The following is an 18895-nucleotide window of genomic DNA, read 5'->3' as shown; positions in this document are numbered from 1 at the left end:
TCAGGACTCGCACTAGTACCTCACCGCCCGCCGGCTGAAGAAGACGTTCTGCGCCAGCGACAGCACGAACACGATCAGCACCAGCACCCAGGCGATGGCCGAGGCGTAGCCGAACTCGAAGTCCTGCAGGCCCTTGCGGTAGACGAGGTAGACCAGCGACTCGGTGGCGAAATGCGGCCCGCCGCGGGTCATGACGAAGATCTGGTCGAACACCTGGAGCGCGGCGATCGCGGCGATGATGAAGACGAACATCGTGGTGTGCCCCAGCAGCGGCCAGGTCACCTTGCGGAAGCGCTGCCACGGCCCGGCGCCGTCGATGGTGGCGGCCTCGTAATACATGCGCGGGATCGTCTGCAGACCCGCCAGATACATGACCATGTAGAAACCGGCGTTCTTCCAGACGCCGACGCCGATCAGGTACCACATGGCCACGTCCGCGTCCCGCACCCCGTCGCCCACGTCGACGCCGAGGCCGCGCAGCCAGTACGTGACCAGCCCGATGTCCGGATCGAGCAGGAACTTCCACGCGATCGCCACCACGCCCAGCGACACCACCGACGGCAGGAACAACGCGGACCGGAAGAACCCGCGCCCCCGGACGTGGCCGTTGAGCAGCAGCGCCAGGCCCAGGGCCAGCGCGACCGCGACGGGCGTGGCGACGACCGCGTAGAACACCGTGTTGCGCAGCGCGACCAGGAAGGCCGGGTCGGCGAGCAGCTTGGCGTAGTTGCCGAGCCCCACGAAGATCCCCGGGCCGATGGACTTGTCGTAGAAGGAGTCGGCCAGCGACTGGAGCATGGGCCAGACCATGAACACCCCGACCACGATCAGGGTCGGTGCGAGAAAGGCGTACGCGGTCGCCGTACGGCGGGCCCTCATGGGCCGGAAAGCGGCGCGATCGCCTTGGCCGCCTCGTCAAGCGCCTGCTGGACCTCGGCCTTGCCCGTGGTCACCCGCTGGACGGCCGGTTCGAAGATCTCCTCGTAGATCTTGCGGAACTCGGCCTGGCCGGGCAGCAGCACGCGGGCCTTCTCCGAATGGGCGGCGAACTGCGCCACGTACGGGTTGGCCTTGGTGTCCTCGGGGGTGACGTCGGTTCTGACGCCGGGGAAGCCGGAGCCGTTCGACCACGCGATCTGCGACTCCTTGGAGTTCCAGAACGTGAACCACTCCTTGGCCGCCTTCTGCTTGGCCGCGTCGGACTTCGCGTTGAGCACGAAGGAGGAGGCGCCGGCCAGCGTCACCGCCCCGGCGGGGCCCGCCGGGACCATGGCGACGCCGAAGTCCACCCCGGCTTCCTTGAAGCCGGTGGTCATCCACGGCCCGGTGATGTTGGTGGCCGCCTTGCCGGTCTGGAAGAGCTTGTCGGCGTCCGCGCCGCCGAGGCCGGTGGGCGAGATCCGGTCCTTGGCGACGAGGTCGCTCCACTGCCGGACCGCCTGCACCGACTGCGGGCTGTTGAGCGAGAGCACGTCGCCGCCGTTGCCCCACAGCAGGATCGGCCAGACCTGGATCGTCTGGTGGTCGGGCAGCGCGGTGCCGTACTGCTCGGGGCGGCCGTCGCCGTTGGTGTCCTTGGTCAGCTTCTTCAGCGCGGACTGCCACTCCTGCCACGTGGCCGGCGGCTTGCCGGGGTCGAGCCCGGCGTCCTTGAAGAGCTTCTTGTTGTAGTACATGAGGATCGGCGTGAACGTCATGGGCACCGCGTAGTGCTTGCCCTTGAACAGGGTGGCCTCGACGGCGGGCTTGACCAGGCCGGCCGTGCGCTCGGCGGTGAACCAGTCGTCGAGCGGGGCCAGCACGCCCTTGGCCGCGAAACGGCCGATGTGGGCGTCGTCGAAGGCGACGAGGTCGGGGCCGTTGCCGCTGGTGTAGGCGGGCAGCAGCTTCTGGAACAACACATCCCAGGTCATGATGTTCATCTCGATGCGGATGTCGGGATGCGTGTCGTTGAACTTCTTGACCAGCCCTTCCAGCGCGGGGCGGTCGGGGCCGGTGTAGCCGTTCCAGAAGGTGAGCGTGACCGGTGCGCCGGGTGTGCCGGAATTATCGGCGGATCCGCAGGCGGTCAGCGAGAGTGCGGCGACGACGGCGAGAGCGAGCAGGCGTTTCATGCGGGGTCAGCTCCGGTGAAGGTGAGACGGATCAGGCTCCAGGACGCAGCCGGGAGCAGGGCGCGCAACTGTGCCCCGTCGAGCTGCGCGTTGGTGAGCGGCACGACGGCCGCTTCGGTGGCGTGCGGGTCGGCCCCGGCCTCCAGCAGGTGGGTGTGCGCGAGTCTCAGCCGTCCTAGGGTGCGCAGGTCGGCGGTCAGGTCCAGGGCCTCGTGGGCACTCCTGTTGACCGCGATCACCGTGACGCCCTCGTCGTCGAGGGTGGCCACGGCGGACAACTGCGCGGCTTCGCCGTACCTCGCCGTGTCGAGCAGCGGCGAGCGCGGCTCCACCCGCAGCACGGTCCCCCGCGCGTGGCGGGCGGTCAGCGCGAACGGGTGGAAGATCGTCTGACGCCAGGCGGGACCGCCCGGCGAGGTGCGGATGGGCGCGATGATGTTGGCCAGCTGCGCCTGGCAGGCCACGCTCACGCGGTCGGAGTGGCGCAGCAGCGTGATGAGGAAGTCGCCGACCACGACGGCGTCGGCCGCGGTGAAGGTGTCCTCGATGAGCGCGGGCGCCTCCTCGAAGTCCCCCTGCTCACGCCCTTCGTAGCGGGCCTGGTTCCAGACGTTCCACTCGTCGAAGGACAACATCATCTTCTTGGTACGGCGCAGCCGCGCCCGCACGTGGTCGGCGGTCGCGACCACGGAGGAGATGAACCGGTCCATGTCGACCGCCGCGGCGAGGAAGCTGCCGAGGTCGCCGTCCTCCTCGTAGTAGGCGTGCAGCGAGATGTAGTCGACCGCGTCGTAGGCGTGCTCCAGCACCGTCGACTCCCACGCCCCGAACGTGGGCATCTGGGAGTTGGAACTGCCGCACAGCACCAGCTCGACGCCCGGATCGACCAGCCGCATCGCCTTGGCGGTCTCGTTGGCCAGCCGGCCGTACTCGGTGGCCGTCTTGTGCCCGATCTGCCACGGCCCGTCCATCTCGTTGCCCAGGCACCACAGCTTGATCCCGTACGGCTCCGCCGCCCCGTGCTTGATCCGCAGGTCGGACAGGTGGGTGCCGCCCGGCAGGTTGGCGTACTCCAGCAGGTCACAGGCTTCCTGGATGCCCCGGGTGCCCAGGTTGACGGCCATCATCGGCTCGACGCCCGCCCTGCCGGTCCAGGACATGAACTCGTGGAGCCCGAACCGGTTGGTCTCGATCTGCCGCCAGGCCAGGTCGAGCCTGGTCGGGCGATCGGGGCCGACGCCGTCCTCCCAGCGGTAGCCGGAGACGAAGTTGCCGCCCGGATAGCGCACCACGCTGACGCCCATCTCGCGGGTCAGGTCCAGCACGTCGCCACGGAAGCCCTCGGGCGTGGCGCTGGGGTGGCCGGGCTCGAAGATCCCCGTGTAGACGCACCTGCCCATGTGCTCCACGAAGGAGCCGAACAGGCGCCGGTTGACGGGGGCGATCTCGAAGGCCGGATCCAGGCTGAGGTGTGCGTCTTCCATGGCAGCCTTTCTACATCGTTGTCTGCAACGTTGTAAACGGTCTATTTCATCGTTGTAAATCGCGATAGAGTGCTCGGCATGCGGCCCAGGCTGAAAGACGTCGCCGAACACGCGGGCGTGTCCATCAAGACCGTCTCCAACGTGGTCAACGGCTACCCCCACGTCAGCCCGGACACCCGCTCCCGGGTCGAGGCGGCCATCGCCGAGCTGCGCTACCGGCCCAACCTCTCCGCGCGCAACCTGCGCAGCGGCCGGTCAGGGGTGATCGCGCTGGCCGTACCGGATCTGTCGATCCCCTACTTCTCCGAGCTGGCGACCAAGGTGATCGAGGTGGCCGACCTGCGGGGCTGGACCGTCCTCATCGACCAGACCCAGGGCGAACGCCGTAAGGAACAACTCGTCATGTCCGGCATCCGGGCCCAGCTCATCGACGGCATGCTGTTCAGCCCCCTCGCCCTCACCCCCGAGGACCTGCGCGCGCGGACCGACCAGACCCCGATGGTCCTGCTGGGCGAGCGCATCGGCGGCGGCACGCTCGACCACATCGCCGTCGACAACGTCGCCGCCGCCCACCTGGCCACCTCCCACCTGGTCGCCCTCGGCCGCCGCCGCATCGCCGCCATCGGCGCCCAGCGCGCCGCCCGCGCGGTCACGGCCGAACAGCGCCTGCGCGGCTTCCGCCGCGCGCTGGCCGACGCGGGCCTGTCCGAGCATGCCGTCGCCGACGTCTCCGACTACCACCGCGCCGACGGCGCCGAAGCCATGGCCCGCCTGCTGGCCGGCGACCCGCCGGACGCCGTCTTCTGCTTCAACGACACCCTCGCCCTGGGCGCGTTGCGCACCCTGCTCTCCCACGGCCTTCGGGTCCCGCGGGACGTCGCCCTGATCGGCTTCGACGACATCGAGGACGGCCGCTTCTCCACCCCCACCCTGACCACCATCGCCCCGGACAAGGCCCACATCGCGGAAACCGCGGTCAACCTCCTGGCCACCCGCCTGTCGGCGGCCGGCACCGAACCCCCGCAGGACCTCTGCGCCCCGCACCGCCTGATCGTCCGCGAGAGCACGGCCACCGGCCCGTGAGTCCGAGGGTTGATCTTCATGCGATTCGCCGGGCGTCGCGTGCCCCTCGGCCTGATCGCCGAGGGGCGTTGGGTGGACCGGGTGTCAGGGCTGTCCGGCGGCGCAGAACTCGGCTTCGAGGACCTTGGTGAAGGAGGCCACCGGGTACTTCCAGTCACCGTTGACGTTCTGCACGAGCATGCGGGTGGCGTCGCGGGTGCCGTAGGCGTATGACCATGAGCCGGGGAGCGCGCCGCCCATGCCCCAGACCGTGGTGCCGCAGGACAGTTTCACCGAGGCCACGCCGAAGCCGTAGGTGGTGTTGGGGATCCACTTTCCCTCGGGGACCACGGTGGTGGCGAACATCTGACGATGCTGGGCCTGGGGCAGAAGCCGGCCCTTGAGCAGCGCGGTGAAGAACCGGTCGAGGTCGGCGGCGGTGGAGACCATGTCGCCCGCCGCCCAGCCGGCGGAGGGGTTCAGCTCGGTCACGTCGTAGATCGTGGTCGTGGAGTCCTCGGAGGACAGCTTGGAGTAGTGCCGGGCGTGCGGGCCGCGGATCCGCACCTCCTTGCCCGCGGGCACGTACGTGCCGGTCAGGCCGAGAGGACGGGCGATCCGCCGGTGGACCAGTTCGGCATAGGTCTCGCCGGTCGCCTTCTCGGCGACCATAGCGGCGAGGACGAAGCCCGTGTTGGTGTAGGTCCAGCCCTTGCCCGGCCGGAAGTCGGACGGGTTGGATGTGGCGATCTTGATCAGTTGCCCCGGCTGGTATCGGTCGTAGCGGTGCTTGAGGAAGGCGGGGGTGTACATGCGGGCCAGCATCTGCTTGTCGATCAGGTGGTTGAAGATGCCGCTGGTCATGTTGAGCAGTTGCCTGATGGTGACCAGACGGCCGTCGTGGCCGTTGCCGCGCACCAGGCCGGGCAGCCACTTCTCCACCGTGTCGTCCAGGCTGAGCTTGCCTTCGGCCACCAGTTGCAGCACGACGGTGGCGGTGAAGGTCTTGGTGATGCTGCCGATGCGGAAGCGCTCCCCCGGCAGGCGTTCGCGGCCGGTTCGGGTGTCGGCCACGCCCGCCGTACCGAACCATGTGTCGTCTCCCTCGCGAACCGTCGCGAGGAGGCCGGGGAGGCCGGTGTCGGCAATGGCCCGATCAAGCGCCTGCTGAACTCCGGGGCGGTCGGGGATCCGGTCCGCACCGGTCGCGGGTGTGGCCGTGGCGGCGACCGTGGTGACGACGAGCAGGCCAAGGCCCACTCGGGACATGCGGGACTTGGTGACGAAGGCAGAATGCCCGGAGACAGGCTCACCCGCCAGGACCGCCAGGCCATCGCCGCCGGCCTGGCCGCGGGACTCACCTACTCCACGATCGCCAAGGGTCTGCGACGCCCGGCCTCGACCGTCACCCGCGAGATCCTCCGCAACGGAGGGCCGGCCGGGTACCGGGCCGAGCAGGCTCATCAGGCCACCAAGCAGCGCGCCCGGCGGCGTGCGTCGGCCCGGTCGGCACCGTCCCCGGCCCCCCGGCCGCCGAAGCCCTGCGGGACTTCCGTGAGCACTTCGCCGCCCGGGTGGGCGCGACCGGGCTGCCGCCGATGATGAGCAAAGTGCTGGCCTGCCTGTACGCCACCGACACCGGCAGCCTCACCTCAGCCGAACTGGTCCAGCACCTGCGGGTCAGCCCGGCCTCGATCTCCAAGGCCGTCAACTACCTCGAGAAGCAGGAACTGATCCGCCGCGAACGCGACCCTCGACAACGGCGCGACCGCTACGTCATCGACGAGGACGTCTGGCACCGGGCGCTCCTGGCCAGTGCCCGGGTGAACGCCGAGCTGGCCGACATCGCCGAGCGGGGAGCCGCGATCCTCGGCACCGCCACTCCCGGCGGTGCCCGCCTGCGGGACGTGAGCCGGTTCCTCGGCCACATCAACGACGACCTCGTCCGCTCCGTCGACCACTGGCGGAGCGCCGCGGACGGGTCGCGAAAGAGAGCCCGCAGCCAGCCTGTACGCCACCAGCCCGGTTGGGACTATGCGTCTTGTGACCCCGGTGCGCCGGGACAGGCCGGGTCACCGCCACCCGGCGATGTATTCAGGTCAGGGGTAGATCGTGTAGGTCTTGGTGTTGTTGCATACGATCGTGCCCGGGAGGCAGCGCTTGGCCCTGATCGTGATGCGGTCGAGGTTGGTGCGGGTCGTGGACCATTTGAAGCTCTTGTGGCCCTTGTTGCGACCGGCCTCCTTGTACCCGCCGTAGATCTCGTTGCCGTTGCTCTTCTTGAAGGAGACCTCGACCACGGCCGTCCAGACGTCCTTCTTGGTGTCCGTGACACTGCCGCGCGCCTCGCCGTAGCCGTTGCTGCACAACTTCAGGACGTAGCTGACGAAGCCGTCCTTCGTGTTCAGCTTGCTCCACTTCTCCTTGCAGCCGGCCGAGGAGACGTCCGAGGTGGCGGCGGTGGTGGAGGCCGTGGCCGCCGTGGCCGCCGTGGCCGCCGTGGCCGCCGTGGCCGCCGTGGCCGCCGTGGCCGGTGTCAGTACGGCGAAGGCCGCAGAGACCCCGGCGAGGGTGGCGAGCATCTTCGAAGGGGAGAGCTTCCGCATGAAATTCGATCCTTGTCCGTCAACGAGAACTTCGCCGTGCTCCGCCTGTGCTCAGAGCACCGCGGATGATGCTAAACACCGGCGGTATGGCCGCGGTATGTCCACGGCATGTCAGGCCTGGGAGAACCGGAAGCGGACGATGCGGGTGGAGCGCTTCATGCCCGGAAGCAGGGTCATGAGGCGGTACATGCGGCGTATGTTCGCGGGCGCCTTGGCCATCAGCACGGGTGCGTCGTACATCGGCGCCTCGTCGACGTATTCGAGCCGCGGGTGCCAGTCGGCCGGCGCGGCCGGGTCGTTGAAGCCGCAGTGGAACCGGGTGCCGTAGGCGCGCAGGGTGGGGTCCCACTTCGAGGTTCGCCAGGCCCAGACCGGCACGGTGTCGAACTGGATCTGGCCTGCGGGGAAGGCGTCGACGACGCTGGTCAGCAGTCGCCGGACGGCGGGCTCGGTCAGGTAGGGGACCAGTCCCTCGGCGATCATCAGCACGGGCCGGCCGCGGGGCGTGTGTTCCAGCCAGGTCAGGTCGGTGACGCTGGAGGAGATCAGGGTGTAGTGCTCGCGCGGTGGCAGGAACCGTTTCCGCAGTTCGATGACGGACGGGTAGTCCAGGTCGTACCAGTCGACGGTGGCGGGCGGGTCGATCCGGTACACCCGGGCGTCGAGGCCGCAGCCCAGGTGGAGCACCACCGCGTCGGGGTGGGCGGCCAGGAAGCTTCGGGCCCAGTCGTCGTGGGCCTTGGTGCGTACCACGGCGGCCAGGCCCATCTGGCTGCGGCCGAATCGGCGCTTGTCGTAGCCGGGGTCGAGGCGTCGCATCGCCCGCTCGGCGTACTCGTCGCCGAGGATCGGGTCCGGCAGCCGGTTGTCCAGTGCCTTGGCCCGGAGGACGGGGCTGAGGGTCTTCTGCACTCCGATGAGCTCAGTGTCCTTCACCCCTGTGATGGTACTCTTATTTCATGAAATTCGTGAAGTTTGAGAATAGCTCTGCGAGTGGAAGGGAGCTTGGGTGACGCGCGTGGAGGAGGGCGCCCTCGCCGGCTACCGGGAGCGGTTCGCGCAGATCATGGTCGAGTACGGCATGCCGCGGATGGCCTCGCGTGTGTTCGCCGCGCTGCTGATGAGCGACTCCGGCAAGTTGTCGGCCGCCGAGCTCGCCGAGCGGCTGGAGGTCGGCGCGCCGGCGATCTCGGGGGCGGTCAAGTACCTGGTGCAGGTGCGGCTGGTCGAACGCGGCCGCGAACCCGGCAGCCGGCACGACTTCTGCCGGATCCACGAGCACACCTGGAGCCGCTTCGTCAGCCAGTCCGACCCGATGCTGGCCCGGGTGCAGGCCGGGGCCGAGGAGGGCCTCGCGCTGCTGGGTCTCGACAGCCCCGCCGGGCGGCGATTGGAGGAGACCCGCCGGTTCTTCGCGTTCGTCCGCGACGAGATCGACCAGTCGATGGCGAAGTGGTGGCGGCTCCAGGCGGCCGAGCGCGAGACCGAATAGCGGCGCCTGAGCCACGCCGCCGGCCCGTGTGTCCTTCGACGCAGACGCCCCGGACTCTCGCCGCATATAAATTCCTCCATCACGGGGAAATCATCAGCGAGAGGGTCAACGCACATGCGCATTTCCATGGTCACACTCATCGCCGCGATCGGACTGGGGCTCCTTCCCGGCACCACCGCGCACGCGAAAACCGCGCAATTAGCCTATGAGATCGTGCCCAACGTCAACCAGAACTGGGCGCTCAACATCGGTGGCAGCAATGGCGACGGACGGGCCGGCGTCAAGGCCGGCGTCTGGTGGCGCTCACCCGGATCCCTGCCCAACTCCTGGACGCTGACCTTCAAGTTCGGCACCGCGGCGGGCGTCAGCTACTACCAGTGGAAGAACAGGTTCAGCGGCATGTGCCTGGAGCTGGAGTTGAATTCCAGCGTCCGCTTCGCGATTCAGCAGCCGTGCGGGAGTTCCACCCGCCAGCAATGGGCATTCATTCAGCAGGGGAATGGCAGCGGCGGATTCCGGGTCTCCAACAGGGCGTCGGACGTGGCCGACAATATCGCCCCCGGCCAAGGCCGCGTGCTGAAGTTCGTCGCTTCCGGTATCGGCGAGACACCTCCGGTCGGGTCCTTCGCCTTCATGGCGTTCGCCAGCAACAACGCGCACGAGTTCTGGCACTCCCGGCCCTTCACCATCTGAACCGTTCCAGAGCGCGGTTGGCCGGTTTCGGACACGGCCACAACCGTCCGCGGAATCCGGATAAAGTCGGCCAGGCTGGGAGGAGGGCAACCGTGGTGACAGCCGCGTCGGTGGTCACGCCGGCGGTGGCCGTCATGGCGTCGGTGGTGACCCTGGTGAACGTCCAGGAGTTCAAGCGCCGGTGGCTGTCCGCCCAGCTGGCCCAAGAGATCGCGCGACCGGTCCACCGCACGTACAGTCCGGGGCTGGTGGCGCTCCTCGGAGCCCTGGGGGCCGGGGTCGCCTTTCTTCTCGCTGCCCCGCTCACCCGGCTCGGGCAGGCGGGCACGGCGGGCATCGTGCTCGTCGCCGCCCTCGGGCTCGTCCTCGGCGTCGCCGGGCTGAGCTTTCTCGGTCTCGGCGCCGCCGTCCACGCGCTGTGGTGGCCGGCGGACCCGTTGATCGTGTACTGGTGGGCGATCCCGCTGGCCGCGGGCGGCATCCTGAGGCTCCTCCATCTCGCCGAGCCCGACCGGCGCGGCGCCTGGAGCATGGTCGTGGCCCTGAACCGGTACGGGCCGGTCATCAGGGGAACCGCTCCGGCGGAACCGTTCTGGCGGGTCGCCGGGCTGCTGGCGGGGCTCGCGCCGCTCGCCGCCGTGGTCGCGGCCGGTCAAGGACTCAGCCCGGCCGACCGCGCCGCCCTGGCCGCCGCCGCCGTGCTCGTGGCCGTCCAGACCACCTGGACGGACCTGCGGAGCCTCGCCATTCCCGAACGGCTCGCCCGGCTGAGCCGCCAGGCCGGAACCGCTCTGCTTCGTGGCGGCACGGTCGTGGTGGCGGCCGGCCCCGTGGGCGCGGCAGGCGCGGATCTGTGGAGCCGCGGCCCCACCGGTGTCGCCGGAGGGTTGCTCCTCGCCGCTCTGGCGACCCTGCCGTGGCTGCTCGTCGAGCTCACCAGCCGCCTCGGCCGTACCTTGCCGGTGCCCGTGCGGGTCGCCGCGACGCTGGTTCGCATACCTTTGACCGGCGGCTTCGCGGCCGTCGCCCTGGCCGCCTTCCACCCGCGTCCCGGATTCGCCGTCGCCGCCCTGCTTCTGGCCGCGGCGGAGACCGCGACCCTGGCGGCGGGCCGCGGGCGCGGCGCTCCGTTCCACATCTCCTACCGGTCCGCGACCGGCTTCCTGGCCGACAATCCCGACCGCGCCCAGAACCTGGCTGGAAAGTGGCTGCGCGACGCGATACTCAACCGCCCCGCCCGGCCGGACCTCAACCTCATCCGCGCCCTCGCCAAGCGCGCGGCGCTCGCCGGGCGCGGCGACAGCACCGGAGACCCCGCTCACCGGACCGGCCGGGACGCCCTGTGCTGGGACGATCTCGCCGACCGGCTTCTCGACCTGGTCGACAGCGAGGTACGCCCCCGCTACCCCGGCAAGCACCTGGCCCGGCTGGACCTCGCCGCCGCCAACGCCCGCGCGGACGTGTCCTGGAGCCGCGCGATCGTCCTCACCCATGCCGCGGCCTGGGACGAGGCCCGCCGCCAATGGGGTGACTGCGCGACCCGCCGCATGCTCCTCGGTCACCCCGCGCACGAGCTGTTCGCCCGCGCCATGATCACCATTCTGCTCGTCCGCCTCGGACGGACCGCCGACGCCGCGAGGTCCTTCGACCGGCTGGGCCGGGCGCCGACGCCTGTCCCGGTCTTACGGGCGTGCGTCGAACTGGCCGGAGCGGCGCTCGCCGGTGGCCCAGCCCTTCCGGCGCCGCCGGTGACGGCCCGTGCTTTGCGCTCCGCCTGGTGGGGCGAGCCGGGGGGCCGCCTGCGTTCGTACTGGACCGCCGACGAAAGCGCCCTGATCCTGCGGGACGTCGCCGGATGACCGGCTCACGCTCCTCTCGCGGCTTCTACCTCTACGCGACGCTGCTGCCCCTCGCGACGACCGTCGTCGCCTTGATCTTCGGACGGCTCGGCCCTCTGAACCTCACGCTCGCCGCCGCCCTGTGCGTCACCGCGAACTACGCGCTGCAGTACCGCGCCTACACGGTCCTGACGGAGGCCATGCGGGGGCTGCGGCTCCAGAGCGAGCTGTCCTTCACCGGCCTGCAGGTCCTCGGCGGCCTGTTCCTCGGCAGCCTCGTCGGGAAGCTGTGGGACGCGCTGCCGGCCCTCCACGGCAACGAACTGTGGATCGCCCTCGCCGTCGCCCTGCTCCAGCAGTTCACCGGCCCCATCTACCGGCTGCGTCTGCGTCCCCTCGTCTGGCTGCTGTCCAGCCCTTACCGGGTCCTGTTCGACAAGGGTGTCCTGCTGTTCTACGCCGCGCTCATCACCTCCTCTCCCGGGTTGCTGTGGCTGGCGTTGTGGCTGGCGCTCTTCGACCTGCCCAGCTCCCTGGGCATGGCGATCCAGTCGCGTTACCCGGGATGGGAGGCGCGGGCCAACGACGCCCACCAGTACCTCGTCAGTGACACCGGGACCCGGCGGAGCCTGTTCGAGGAGCCCTGGCTGAGAGACTTCGTGCTCGACCGGCCCGACCGTCCCGATCTCGGCTTCATCCACACGCTCGCCAACGAGGCCACCCGGTCGGTTCAGCAGAGCCGTGCCATGACCCTCGATCTCAGCGGGCTCAGCGCTTTCACCACCACCTCCGGACTGCGTTCCCTCACCTGGGTCGACGCCGCGCTCGCCCTCCTCGACCGTGCCGAATCCGCGATCCCCGGCACGCCGGAAGCGCGCCGCCGCTTCCGGCTGGCCCGCGCCCACTGCGCCTACGCCCGGTCACTCGTGTACTTCACCACCGGCCACCGCGACGAGTTCCGGGCGTCCTTCACCGAGGCGTGCGCGATCTGGCGGCAGGAGGGCCATCAGGATCTCGTCGCCGCGGAATGCGCGCTGGTCTACCTCAGCTCCAGCGGCGAGAAGCTGTTCCTCCTCCTGACGCCCGCCGACGGCCTCGCCCTCCTCGGCCCCCTCCTCGACGACCCCGCCCTCTCCCCCGACGCCCGGCGCCGCACGCTACTGGCCGCCTCCCTCGCCCACCAGGAACTCGGCGATCCCGAACAGGCCGCCCGGCTGAAGGCGGAAGGCTTCGCGCAGCGGCCCCGCCGCGGCGACGGCCGCCGCCTCCTGCGCCGGTACCGGGCCGCCGGCCTGCCCCGCAGGCGGTCGGCGATCGCCACCGCGGACCGGCTCCTCGCCGTGGCGACCGGCCCGTTCGCCGAGATCACCCAGTTCGCGCCGGCCGGCTCCCCCGCCATCGCCCTGGACAGCTGGCCGCCCAGCCAGGCGCGCGACCGCGCCGCACTCGGCCTGCGGATGTGGGATCTGGGCCGCCGCGACCAGGCCCACGCGCTCCTCATGGAGGTCGCCGGTTCGCTGCGGGCCGGCGACCAACTGGTCACCGCGTTCTACGTCCTGCTCGAACTGGGCCGCGCCCAGCTCGACAGCGCCCCCTCCCGCGCCTATCGCACCCTCGATCAGGCCGCCGAGGTCTATGAGACCCTCCGGTCGCGGATTCTGGACGACGAGGTACGGCTCAGCACGGGCGCCCCCATCGAACGCCTCACCCTCCTCACCCTCGACCTGCTCCTGAACGCCCCGGGAGGCGACGGCGAATCCTGGCCCCCGGCACCACGCGCGGCGGCGTTCGCGCTGGTCGAGCGGGCCCGGTCCCGCGGACTGCTGGAACTGCTCGGCACCACGGTCCCGCCCGGCGGCACCGCCCCGCCCGACCTGCTCGCCGCCGAGGCCGAGGCGCGGCGGACCGTCGCCGGCAGGCGGGCCGCCCTCGCCGCCGCCGACACCCCGGCCGGCAGCGAGATCGCGCTGCGTGGCCTGCGCGAGGCCCTGTCGGAGCTCTCGGCGGCCCAGGACCGCATCGCCGCCGTCGACCTGGCAGGAGAGGAGTACGTGAGCCTGTCCCGCGGCGCCCCCCTCACCTTCGCCGAGGTGAAGGCGTTGCTGCGACCCGAGGAGTCCGGGTGAGAACCGTCCTGGCCGAGTATCTGGTCACCGAGCGGGAGACGTTCCTGTTCCTCCTGGACGCCGAAGCCGACGAGCCGCGTACCGAACGCATCCCGCTGACCCGCGACATCCTGCGCACGCATATCACCGACCTGGCGATCGCCCTGCACGCCGGCCGTACCGCGTCGGCTGACGGCCCGCTGGCCGCGCTCATCGCCCCGCTCGCCCAGGTCAGCGCGCCCGGCGACCTTCTGTGGATCGTCCCGCACGACACCCTGCACTATCTGCCGTTCGGCATGCTCGCCCTGGACGGCGCTCCCCTGGCGGCCCGCAACCCGTCGTGCACCACGCCCAGCGCCACCGTCATGCGGTACTGCCAGGCCAAGCACGACCCGTCGCGGCGCCGCGTACTGGCCTACGCCGACACCGCACCCGGCCGGCCGCTGCCCCACGCCCGCCGCCAGGCGGAAGGGCTCGCCCGCGTCTTCGGCGACGACGCCGTCATCCGGCTCGGCCCCCACGCCACCTCCGCCGCGCTCGACACCGACCTCGGCCCCGAGCCCGCGCGGATCATCCACTTCGGCTGCCACGGAACGTTCGTGCCCGAGTCACCGCTGCGTTCCGGCATCACCCTCGCCGACGGCGAGCTGACCGCCGAGCGCATACTCGGCCGCTCCCTGCGTGCCGACCTCGTCACGCTCAGCGCCTGTGAGAGCGGTGTCAACGCCCGCCGTCCCGGCGACGAACTCGTCGGCCTCACCCGCTCGCTGATCTACGCCGGGGCGGCCTCGGTCCTCGTGACCCTCTGGGCCGTCGACGAGTTGTCGACCAGCCTGCTGATGGCCGACTTCTACCGCGAGCTCGCGGCCGGCGCGGGGAAGGCGGTCGCGCTCCAGCGCGCGCAGAACACGCTGCGGTCGATCACCGGTGACGAGGTGATCCGCCGGTGCGAGCGGGAGCCCGGTTCGTCCGCCGAGGACATCGCCGACGTGCGCTTCCGGTGCGGTGACTTCGCCGCCGCCCGCGACGCCTACGGCCGTCTCCTCGACGCCGCCGATCCGGACGACGAGCGGGCCGCCCGGCTCCAGGCGGCCGAGACCCGCAGCAGGTGGGCGGCCTCCGCCGCGGATCGTCCCCCCGACTACACGCGGCGGATCTACAGTGATCCCTACCATTGGGCCCCCTTCGTATTGGTTGGTGACTGGCGATGAGCCCGACCTTGCTGTCCGAGGCCGACGGCTTCTTCACCGCCCTGCCCTGGCGGATGGAATTGGAGACGGCGCGCACGACGCTGGCGTCCGGCGGCCTCGGGATCGTCCACGACGACGCCGGGCACGCGGTCGCGGCCGTCCGGCACGCCGACCTGGCCGGCGTCGCCGGACCGGACCTGCGTACGGCGGTGGCCCGCCTGGCGCCGGTCATCGAGGTGGCCGCCGACGTGACCTTCGCCGAGTTCGCCGCCTCGCCCGCCGTCACGCTTCTCGATCTCGGCGCCAGGGTCCTCGTCCTGCGGGACGGGGACCGTACCGTGGGGATCGTCCCCGCCGAGGTGTTCGCCGCGCACCTCGCGTCACCGGACTACACGCCTCCGGCGCCCGTCATGGCCGGGGCGGGCGGCCTCGGCGACGCCACTCTCCCCGGTCAGCCGCGGACGGGGCTGGCGCCCGTGGTCTGCCGGGAACCCGGATGCGGTCACCTCAACCGGCTCGCCCATTACCGGCACGGCGCGCCGCCCTGGTGCCAGCGCCCGGAACCGCCGCGCCACCGGTTGCTGATGGGCGGCTGAGGGCGTGCTCGGCACCGTCGTCAAAGAGGCCGGTGGGCTGCTCGACCGCCGCTTCTTCCTCAACGGCCTGCTTCCCGTGCTGGCGTTCCTCGGATGCTGCCTGCTCACCGTGGCCGCCGCGAGGGGAGGAGTCGCCGGGGCGATGACCGCCTGGCAGCGCCAGGACGCCACCGTCAAGACCGTTCACGTGCTGGCGTTCCTGGTCGTCGCGCTCCTCGCGGCAGCGTGGCTGGCCAGCGCCGCGACCAGCCTCGTCAGGCTCTACGAGGGCTACTGGCCCGGCCCGATCGGCCGTCCGTTACGAGCCGTCGGCCTGCGCTGGCACCGCAACCGCCTGGCCGCCCTCGACCCCGGCGACGACGCGGACTACGCCCGTCTCCACACCGGCTATCCCAGCGACCCCGCCGAGGTCATGCCGACCCGCCTCGGCAACATCCTCAAGAACGCCGAACTCCACCCCGAGGACCGCTACGGCCTCGACGCGGTCGTCATCTGGCCGCGCCTGTATCCCCTTCTCCCCGAAGAGCAACGCGCCGCGCTCGTCGCCGCCCGCACCGAGCTGGAGTTCTTTCTCACCGTCTCCGTCCTCGCCGCGGTCTACAGCGCCGCCTCCGGGATCTTCCTGATCGCCGCCGGGGCCGCTCCCGGCCTGTTCCTGCTGTGCCACGGCGCCGGCGGCGTCGCCGCGCTGCTCGCCTACCGGGCCGCCCTGCCGAGCGCGCGGCTGTACGGCCAGCAGGTCAAGGTCACCTTCGACGTCCACCGCGCCCTCCTGCTCACGGCGACCGGCCGGCAGGACACCGAGGATCTCGACGAACGCCTTCGCTGGCAGGCGCTGGCCCGCCACTGGTATCGCGGCATTCCTCTCGCCGCCACCTACCACGCGGCCGCCGCGAGCCCGGAGCCCGACGACCCGGCCCCGGACGAAACGCCCGCCCCGTCCCGCCGAGCCCTCCCCCCGGCGGCCGTCGTCCTCGCCGCCCTGCTCCTCACGAGCGCCCTCGGCGCCGTGCTCCTGCGATGACCGGTGACGCCCCGCTTCCGGCACGCGGCCGGAACCGGGGCGTCACCGGCGCCGGACCCTGCCGGCCAGGTCTAGCGGGCCGGAGCCGGCGCGCAGGCGGGCTCGGCGGGCTGGGCCGGTACGCTGACCGCGTCCCACGCGGCCTTGACCGTGACGCAGGCCGGGTCGGCCGGGCCGTACAGGTCGATGGCCGACATGACGGAGGCGGTACGGACGTGGACGTAGCGCCAGCCGGACGTCTTGCGCAGGAGGGACTGCATGAAGACGCGTCCGGCCTTGACCAGGCCGATGCCGGTCACCGAGGCCGGGCCGCCGGCGCAGATCGGGCTGGAGGGCTTCCCCCTGCCGGGCGTGCTGCCTTCGGCCAGCAGATAGAACCAGTGGCGCATCGGGCCGGAGGCGGCGTGGACCTCGGTGGCCGGGATCTGGGCGCTGTAGCAGTTGGGATGGCCGTCCAGGCCCGGGTTGTAGGTGTGGCGGAGTGGTCCGCCGCCGATCATGTCCTCCCCCTCGCCGATCAGGTAGTCGGGCAGGTCGACGTGGTTGTTCGCGTACCACTCGGTGAGGGTGCCGAAGATGTCGGCGGCGCCCTCGTTGATGCCGCCGTTCTCGTTGCCCGCGCCGGTACCGCCGGGTGTGGTCTGGTAGACGACGTGACCGTACTGGTGACCCACCAGGTCGAGCTGGGTCGGGAAGCTCTGGCCGCCGGGGAAGTCGACGGTGGAGCCGGGGATGGGCGTGCCCGTCACGATCCGGGCGGGGGCGCCGCGGCCGCTGCCGTTGATGCCGTTGCGGCCCAGCCAGTCGCGCAGCATGTCCCACATGCGCTGCACGCCGTACAGGACGTCGACGCAGGCGGTGACCGTGTCGTTGCGCCGTCCGTTGCCGATCGTGGCGCCGGACGGCAGTTTGACGGGCATGGTGCCGTTGATACCGCAGGAGATACCTGGACGTAACGGGTCGGTCAGGATGTAGTACCCGCCGGATTCGGTGACGTCGATCTGGACTCCGCCGTTGTGGTGGCCGAGTCCGGAGGCCGGGACGAAGGTCAGGGCGAGGCTTATGGCCGCCGAGAACGCTGTCGCCGCATAGACAGGAAGCTTCACGATGCTCCTTCCAAGGGCTTGTGGCGTCTGGAGGTTAAGATCCGCCTGACCGGCCGTCAACCCGCAGGAAGGGGCGCGGGCCGTACCGTGATCACGCGACCATGACCGCTTCGGCGGGCAGGCGGCGGGCGAGCCGGATCACCGTGAGCGCGGCCGCCGCCAGCAGCACGCCGAGCGTCGCCCACAGCAGCGCCGGGACCGTGGTGAGCAGTGCCGAGAACCCGGCCGGCGCGACGACGGCGGCGACCGCCCAGGTCAGCTGGTAGATCGCCAGATAGCGGCCGCGCATGGCGGGCGGCGCGGTGCCCGCGGCCAGTCCCCAGGAGGGGACGGTGTGCATGAGCTCGCCCACGGTGAGGATGATCGTGGCCGCGACGAGCCCGCCGATCCGCACGGGCCCCGGCGGCAGCAGCGCCGTCGCGGCGTAGGCGCCGCACGCCGCGATGAGCACCGCCCCGCCCAAGGCCAGGGAGTGCGTACGGCGGGCCGCACGCTGCAGCCGCCGGACCAGAAGCTGACCCGAGGCCGCCAGGAAGGTTCCCACCAGCACGCTGCGCGCGTCGAAGCGGTCGATCAGGATGCCCGCGACCGGATTGGCGGCCAGCCCGGCCGCGGCAGCCACCGTCACGCCGAGTCCGACCACGGCCATGGACAGCCCGGTGACCTCGTGGATGAACAGCAGGGTGAGCGGAACGTAGAGGCCGCTGCCCAGCGCGTCGACGAACATCCCCGTCAGGAACGCCCGCCCGCCCCGGACACGTGTGGCGGACGTGACAGGCATGCGGGCCAGTCTCACCAGATCACGCGCCGGGCGGATCAGCCCTTGTGCCCAGGCACGCTCCGTCGTTGGTCCTAGGTACATCCGGTTCCCGGACGCGCAGTCCGATGTATCCCTGGCCGGGGAAGGCGCGGTACTTCGCGCCGTCGCTGAAGAAGTACCGGGTGCAGGGGGTGGGGCGGCTGTAGGCGGTGACCGATTCGCTCACGCCGAGGATCCCGACCGCGTTGACGATGAACGGCAGGGTCTTCTCGCCGTGCACCAGGCCGATGTCGATCTGCTGCGGGGTGGGCTCCCAGCCCTGGGGCATCCTGGCCATGAGCGCGTCGCGCGTCCCGGCGCGCAGGAGCGGCCCATAGGCGGGGTCGGCGATGGCCTCGCGGGCGTAGGCCAGCCCGCGACGGTACTCCGCGGTGCCCGCCCACTCCGCGAACTCACTGACGCGCAGGTCCGGGCGGCCCGCGGTGTCGCGGGCGCGCCGAATCCTGGCCGCCATCTGGCTGATGTCGGCGCGGGCTCGGCGGTAGGCGTGATGGTCCGGCCGGCCTCTGGCGAGATAGGTCGCGGCGGTCATCTCCAGGTCGGAGACCAGGACGTCGACCCGTCTGACCGTCCGGGCCGCCCACCGGAACGTCGCCGCGAGCCGGGCGGCGGAGAAGTAGGGGTTTCCCGGGCTGACCAGCAACGTGATGTGCTCGCGCCCGGCCAGGATCCGGGCGCACCGGGCGCTGCACGGCTCGACGTCGACGAGCGGGGTTCCCGCGAGAGGCTTCATCCCTCCGTGTCTTCCCGGGCGTGAACCGCGGC

At 71.1% G+C, this 18895-nt stretch carries 19 protein-coding genes and 1 pseudogene; 10 read left to right on the top strand and 10 right to left on the bottom strand.

Annotated features, from left to right (window positions below; all coding sequences use genetic code 11):
• Positions 1 to 12 precede the first annotated feature (12 nt).
• From ACIBHY_RS26035 to ACIBHY_RS26025, 3 genes are read right to left on the bottom strand one after another with little or no spacing between them, the layout of a single operon-like run.
• Positions 13 to 879, bottom strand: coding sequence for a carbohydrate ABC transporter permease (locus tag ACIBHY_RS26035; RefSeq protein WP_397307944.1), 867 nt, complete (start codon positions 877 to 879; stop codon positions 13 to 15).
• Positions 876 to 2114 carry an ABC transporter substrate-binding protein gene (locus ACIBHY_RS26030; RefSeq protein ID WP_397307943.1) on the bottom strand — a complete coding sequence of 413 codons (1239 nt, stop codon included), beginning with the start codon at positions 2112 to 2114 and terminating at the stop codon, positions 876 to 878. Before ACIBHY_RS26030 ends, ACIBHY_RS26035 begins: the two co-directional genes overlap by 4 nt.
• Positions 2111 to 3598 (bottom strand): alpha-N-arabinofuranosidase, encoded by a 1488-nt coding sequence (locus tag ACIBHY_RS26025; RefSeq protein WP_397307942.1) that lies wholly within the window; start codon positions 3596 to 3598, stop codon positions 2111 to 2113. The genes ACIBHY_RS26030 and ACIBHY_RS26025 overlap by 4 nt, the downstream gene beginning before the upstream one ends.
• A gap of 78 nt (positions 3599 to 3676) precedes the next feature.
• On the opposite strand from ACIBHY_RS26025, the gene ACIBHY_RS26020 reads away from it, so the two are divergent.
• A complete protein-coding gene (locus tag ACIBHY_RS26020; protein WP_397250995.1) occupies positions 3677 to 4681 on the top strand; it encodes a LacI family DNA-binding transcriptional regulator in 1005 nt (334 codons plus the stop codon).
• Between the two features lie 84 nt (positions 4682 to 4765).
• Here the strand turns inward: ACIBHY_RS26020 and ACIBHY_RS26015 are convergent, their stop codons facing one another.
• Positions 4766 to 5929: a serine hydrolase domain-containing protein gene (locus ACIBHY_RS26015; RefSeq protein WP_397307941.1), complete on the bottom strand. Its 1164-nt coding sequence runs from the start codon at positions 5927 to 5929 to the stop codon at positions 4766 to 4768.
• 24 nt (positions 5930 to 5953) lie between these two features.
• Here ACIBHY_RS26015 and ACIBHY_RS26010 point away from each other — a divergent pair, with 24 nt between their 5' ends.
• Entirely contained in the window at positions 5954 to 6262 is a 309-nt protein-coding gene (locus tag ACIBHY_RS26010) for a helix-turn-helix domain-containing protein (protein ID WP_397250999.1), read from the top strand.
• Positions 6259 to 6366 (top strand): annotated as a pseudogene (locus ACIBHY_RS26005) (MarR family transcriptional regulator); the annotation flags it as partial. The gene ACIBHY_RS26010 and the pseudogene ACIBHY_RS26005, both read left to right, overlap by 4 nt.
• On the opposite strand, the gene ACIBHY_RS26000 reads toward ACIBHY_RS26005, so the two are convergent.
• From ACIBHY_RS26000 to ACIBHY_RS25990, 3 genes are all read right to left on the bottom strand, one after another.
• On the bottom strand, positions 6313 to 6621 hold the full coding sequence (locus tag ACIBHY_RS26000; protein ID WP_397308020.1) for a hypothetical protein: 309 nt from the start codon (positions 6619 to 6621) through the stop codon (positions 6313 to 6315). The pseudogene ACIBHY_RS26005 and the gene ACIBHY_RS26000 sit on opposite strands and share 54 nt — an antisense overlap.
• A gap of 138 nt (positions 6622 to 6759) precedes the next feature.
• Positions 6760 to 7266, bottom strand: a complete 507-nt coding sequence (locus ACIBHY_RS25995; protein ID WP_397308019.1) for a hypothetical protein — start codon at positions 7264 to 7266, stop codon at positions 6760 to 6762.
• Positions 7267 to 7377: 111 nt separating this feature from the next.
• A complete protein-coding gene (locus ACIBHY_RS25990; protein WP_397251005.1) occupies positions 7378 to 8202 on the bottom strand; it encodes a class I SAM-dependent methyltransferase in 825 nt (274 codons plus the stop codon).
• A 73-nt stretch (positions 8203 to 8275) separates the two neighbouring features.
• On the opposite strand from ACIBHY_RS25990, the gene ACIBHY_RS25985 reads away from it, so the two are divergent.
• From ACIBHY_RS25985 to ACIBHY_RS25955, 7 genes are all read left to right on the top strand, one after another.
• Complete coding sequence (locus tag ACIBHY_RS25985; protein ID WP_397307940.1) at positions 8276 to 8758, top strand: GbsR/MarR family transcriptional regulator; 483 nt, start codon at positions 8276 to 8278, stop codon at positions 8756 to 8758.
• 114 nt (positions 8759 to 8872) lie between these two features.
• Positions 8873 to 9451, top strand: a complete 579-nt coding sequence (locus ACIBHY_RS25980) for an RICIN domain-containing protein (RefSeq protein WP_397251008.1) — start codon at positions 8873 to 8875, stop codon at positions 9449 to 9451.
• A 92-nt stretch (positions 9452 to 9543) separates the two neighbouring features.
• Positions 9544 to 11310 carry a hypothetical protein gene (locus ACIBHY_RS25975; protein WP_397307939.1) on the top strand — a complete coding sequence of 589 codons (1767 nt, stop codon included), beginning with the start codon at positions 9544 to 9546 and terminating at the stop codon, positions 11308 to 11310.
• Positions 11307 to 13415 carry a hypothetical protein gene (locus tag ACIBHY_RS25970; protein ID WP_397307938.1) on the top strand — a complete coding sequence of 703 codons (2109 nt, stop codon included), beginning with the start codon at positions 11307 to 11309 and terminating at the stop codon, positions 13413 to 13415. Before ACIBHY_RS25975 ends, ACIBHY_RS25970 begins: the two co-directional genes overlap by 4 nt.
• On the top strand, positions 13412 to 14605 hold the full coding sequence (locus tag ACIBHY_RS25965) for a CHAT domain-containing protein (protein WP_397251011.1): 1194 nt from the start codon (positions 13412 to 13414) through the stop codon (positions 14603 to 14605). The genes ACIBHY_RS25970 and ACIBHY_RS25965 overlap by 4 nt, the downstream gene beginning before the upstream one ends.
• Positions 14602 to 15180: a hypothetical protein gene (locus ACIBHY_RS25960; RefSeq protein ID WP_397251013.1), complete on the top strand. Its 579-nt coding sequence runs from the start codon at positions 14602 to 14604 to the stop codon at positions 15178 to 15180. The genes ACIBHY_RS25965 and ACIBHY_RS25960 overlap by 4 nt, the downstream gene beginning before the upstream one ends.
• Positions 15181 to 15184: 4 nt before the next feature.
• A complete protein-coding gene (locus ACIBHY_RS25955; protein WP_397307937.1) occupies positions 15185 to 16204 on the top strand; it encodes a hypothetical protein in 1020 nt (339 codons plus the stop codon).
• Positions 16205 to 16275: 71 nt separating this feature from the next.
• Here the strand turns inward: ACIBHY_RS25955 and ACIBHY_RS25950 are convergent, their stop codons facing one another.
• From ACIBHY_RS25950 to ACIBHY_RS25940, 3 genes are all read right to left on the bottom strand, one after another.
• Positions 16276 to 17310 (bottom strand): M4 family metallopeptidase, encoded by a 1035-nt coding sequence (locus ACIBHY_RS25950; protein ID WP_397307936.1) that lies wholly within the window; start codon positions 17308 to 17310, stop codon positions 16276 to 16278.
• A gap of 91 nt (positions 17311 to 17401) precedes the next feature.
• Complete coding sequence (locus ACIBHY_RS25945) at positions 17402 to 18091, bottom strand: hypothetical protein (protein ID WP_397307935.1); 690 nt, start codon at positions 18089 to 18091, stop codon at positions 17402 to 17404.
• A 19-nt stretch (positions 18092 to 18110) separates the two neighbouring features.
• A complete protein-coding gene (locus tag ACIBHY_RS25940) occupies positions 18111 to 18863 on the bottom strand; it encodes a tRNA-dependent cyclodipeptide synthase (protein ID WP_397251022.1) in 753 nt (250 codons plus the stop codon).
• Positions 18864 to 18895 lie beyond the last annotated feature (32 nt).

The sequence above is a fragment of the Nonomuraea sp. NPDC050547 genome (assembly GCF_044457345.1).
Lineage (GTDB): Bacteria > Actinomycetota > Actinomycetes > Streptosporangiales > Streptosporangiaceae > Nonomuraea.
This window is presented reverse-complemented; position numbering and strand designations above follow the sequence as displayed.

Coding starts and splice junctions, on each gene's coding strand:
- ACIBHY_RS26035 (WP_397307944.1), bottom strand. CDS start 879: ATGAGGGCCCGCCGTACGGCGACCGCGTACGCCTTTCTCGCACCGACC.
- ACIBHY_RS26030 (WP_397307943.1), bottom strand. CDS start 2,114: ATGAAACGCCTGCTCGCTCTCGCCGTCGTCGCCGCACTCTCGCTGACC.
- ACIBHY_RS26025 (WP_397307942.1), bottom strand. CDS start 3,598: ATGGAAGACGCACACCTCAGCCTGGATCCGGCCTTCGAGATCGCCCCC.
- ACIBHY_RS26020 (WP_397250995.1), top strand. CDS start 3,677: ATGCGGCCCAGGCTGAAAGACGTCGCCGAACACGCGGGCGTGTCCATC.
- ACIBHY_RS26015 (WP_397307941.1), bottom strand. CDS start 5,929: ATGTCCCGAGTGGGCCTTGGCCTGCTCGTCGTCACCACGGTCGCCGCC.
- ACIBHY_RS26010 (WP_397250999.1), top strand. CDS start 5,954: ATGCCCGGAGACAGGCTCACCCGCCAGGACCGCCAGGCCATCGCCGCC.
- ACIBHY_RS25995 (WP_397308019.1), bottom strand. CDS start 7,266: ATGCGGAAGCTCTCCCCTTCGAAGATGCTCGCCACCCTCGCCGGGGTC.
- ACIBHY_RS25980 (WP_397251008.1), top strand. CDS start 8,873: ATGCGCATTTCCATGGTCACACTCATCGCCGCGATCGGACTGGGGCTC.
- ACIBHY_RS25970 (WP_397307938.1), top strand. CDS start 11,307: ATGACCGGCTCACGCTCCTCTCGCGGCTTCTACCTCTACGCGACGCTG.
- ACIBHY_RS25960 (WP_397251013.1), top strand. CDS start 14,602: ATGAGCCCGACCTTGCTGTCCGAGGCCGACGGCTTCTTCACCGCCCTG.
- ACIBHY_RS25945 (WP_397307935.1), bottom strand. CDS start 18,091: ATGCCTGTCACGTCCGCCACACGTGTCCGGGGCGGGCGGGCGTTCCTG.
- ACIBHY_RS25940 (WP_397251022.1), bottom strand. CDS start 18,863: ATGAAGCCTCTCGCGGGAACCCCGCTCGTCGACGTCGAGCCGTGCAGC.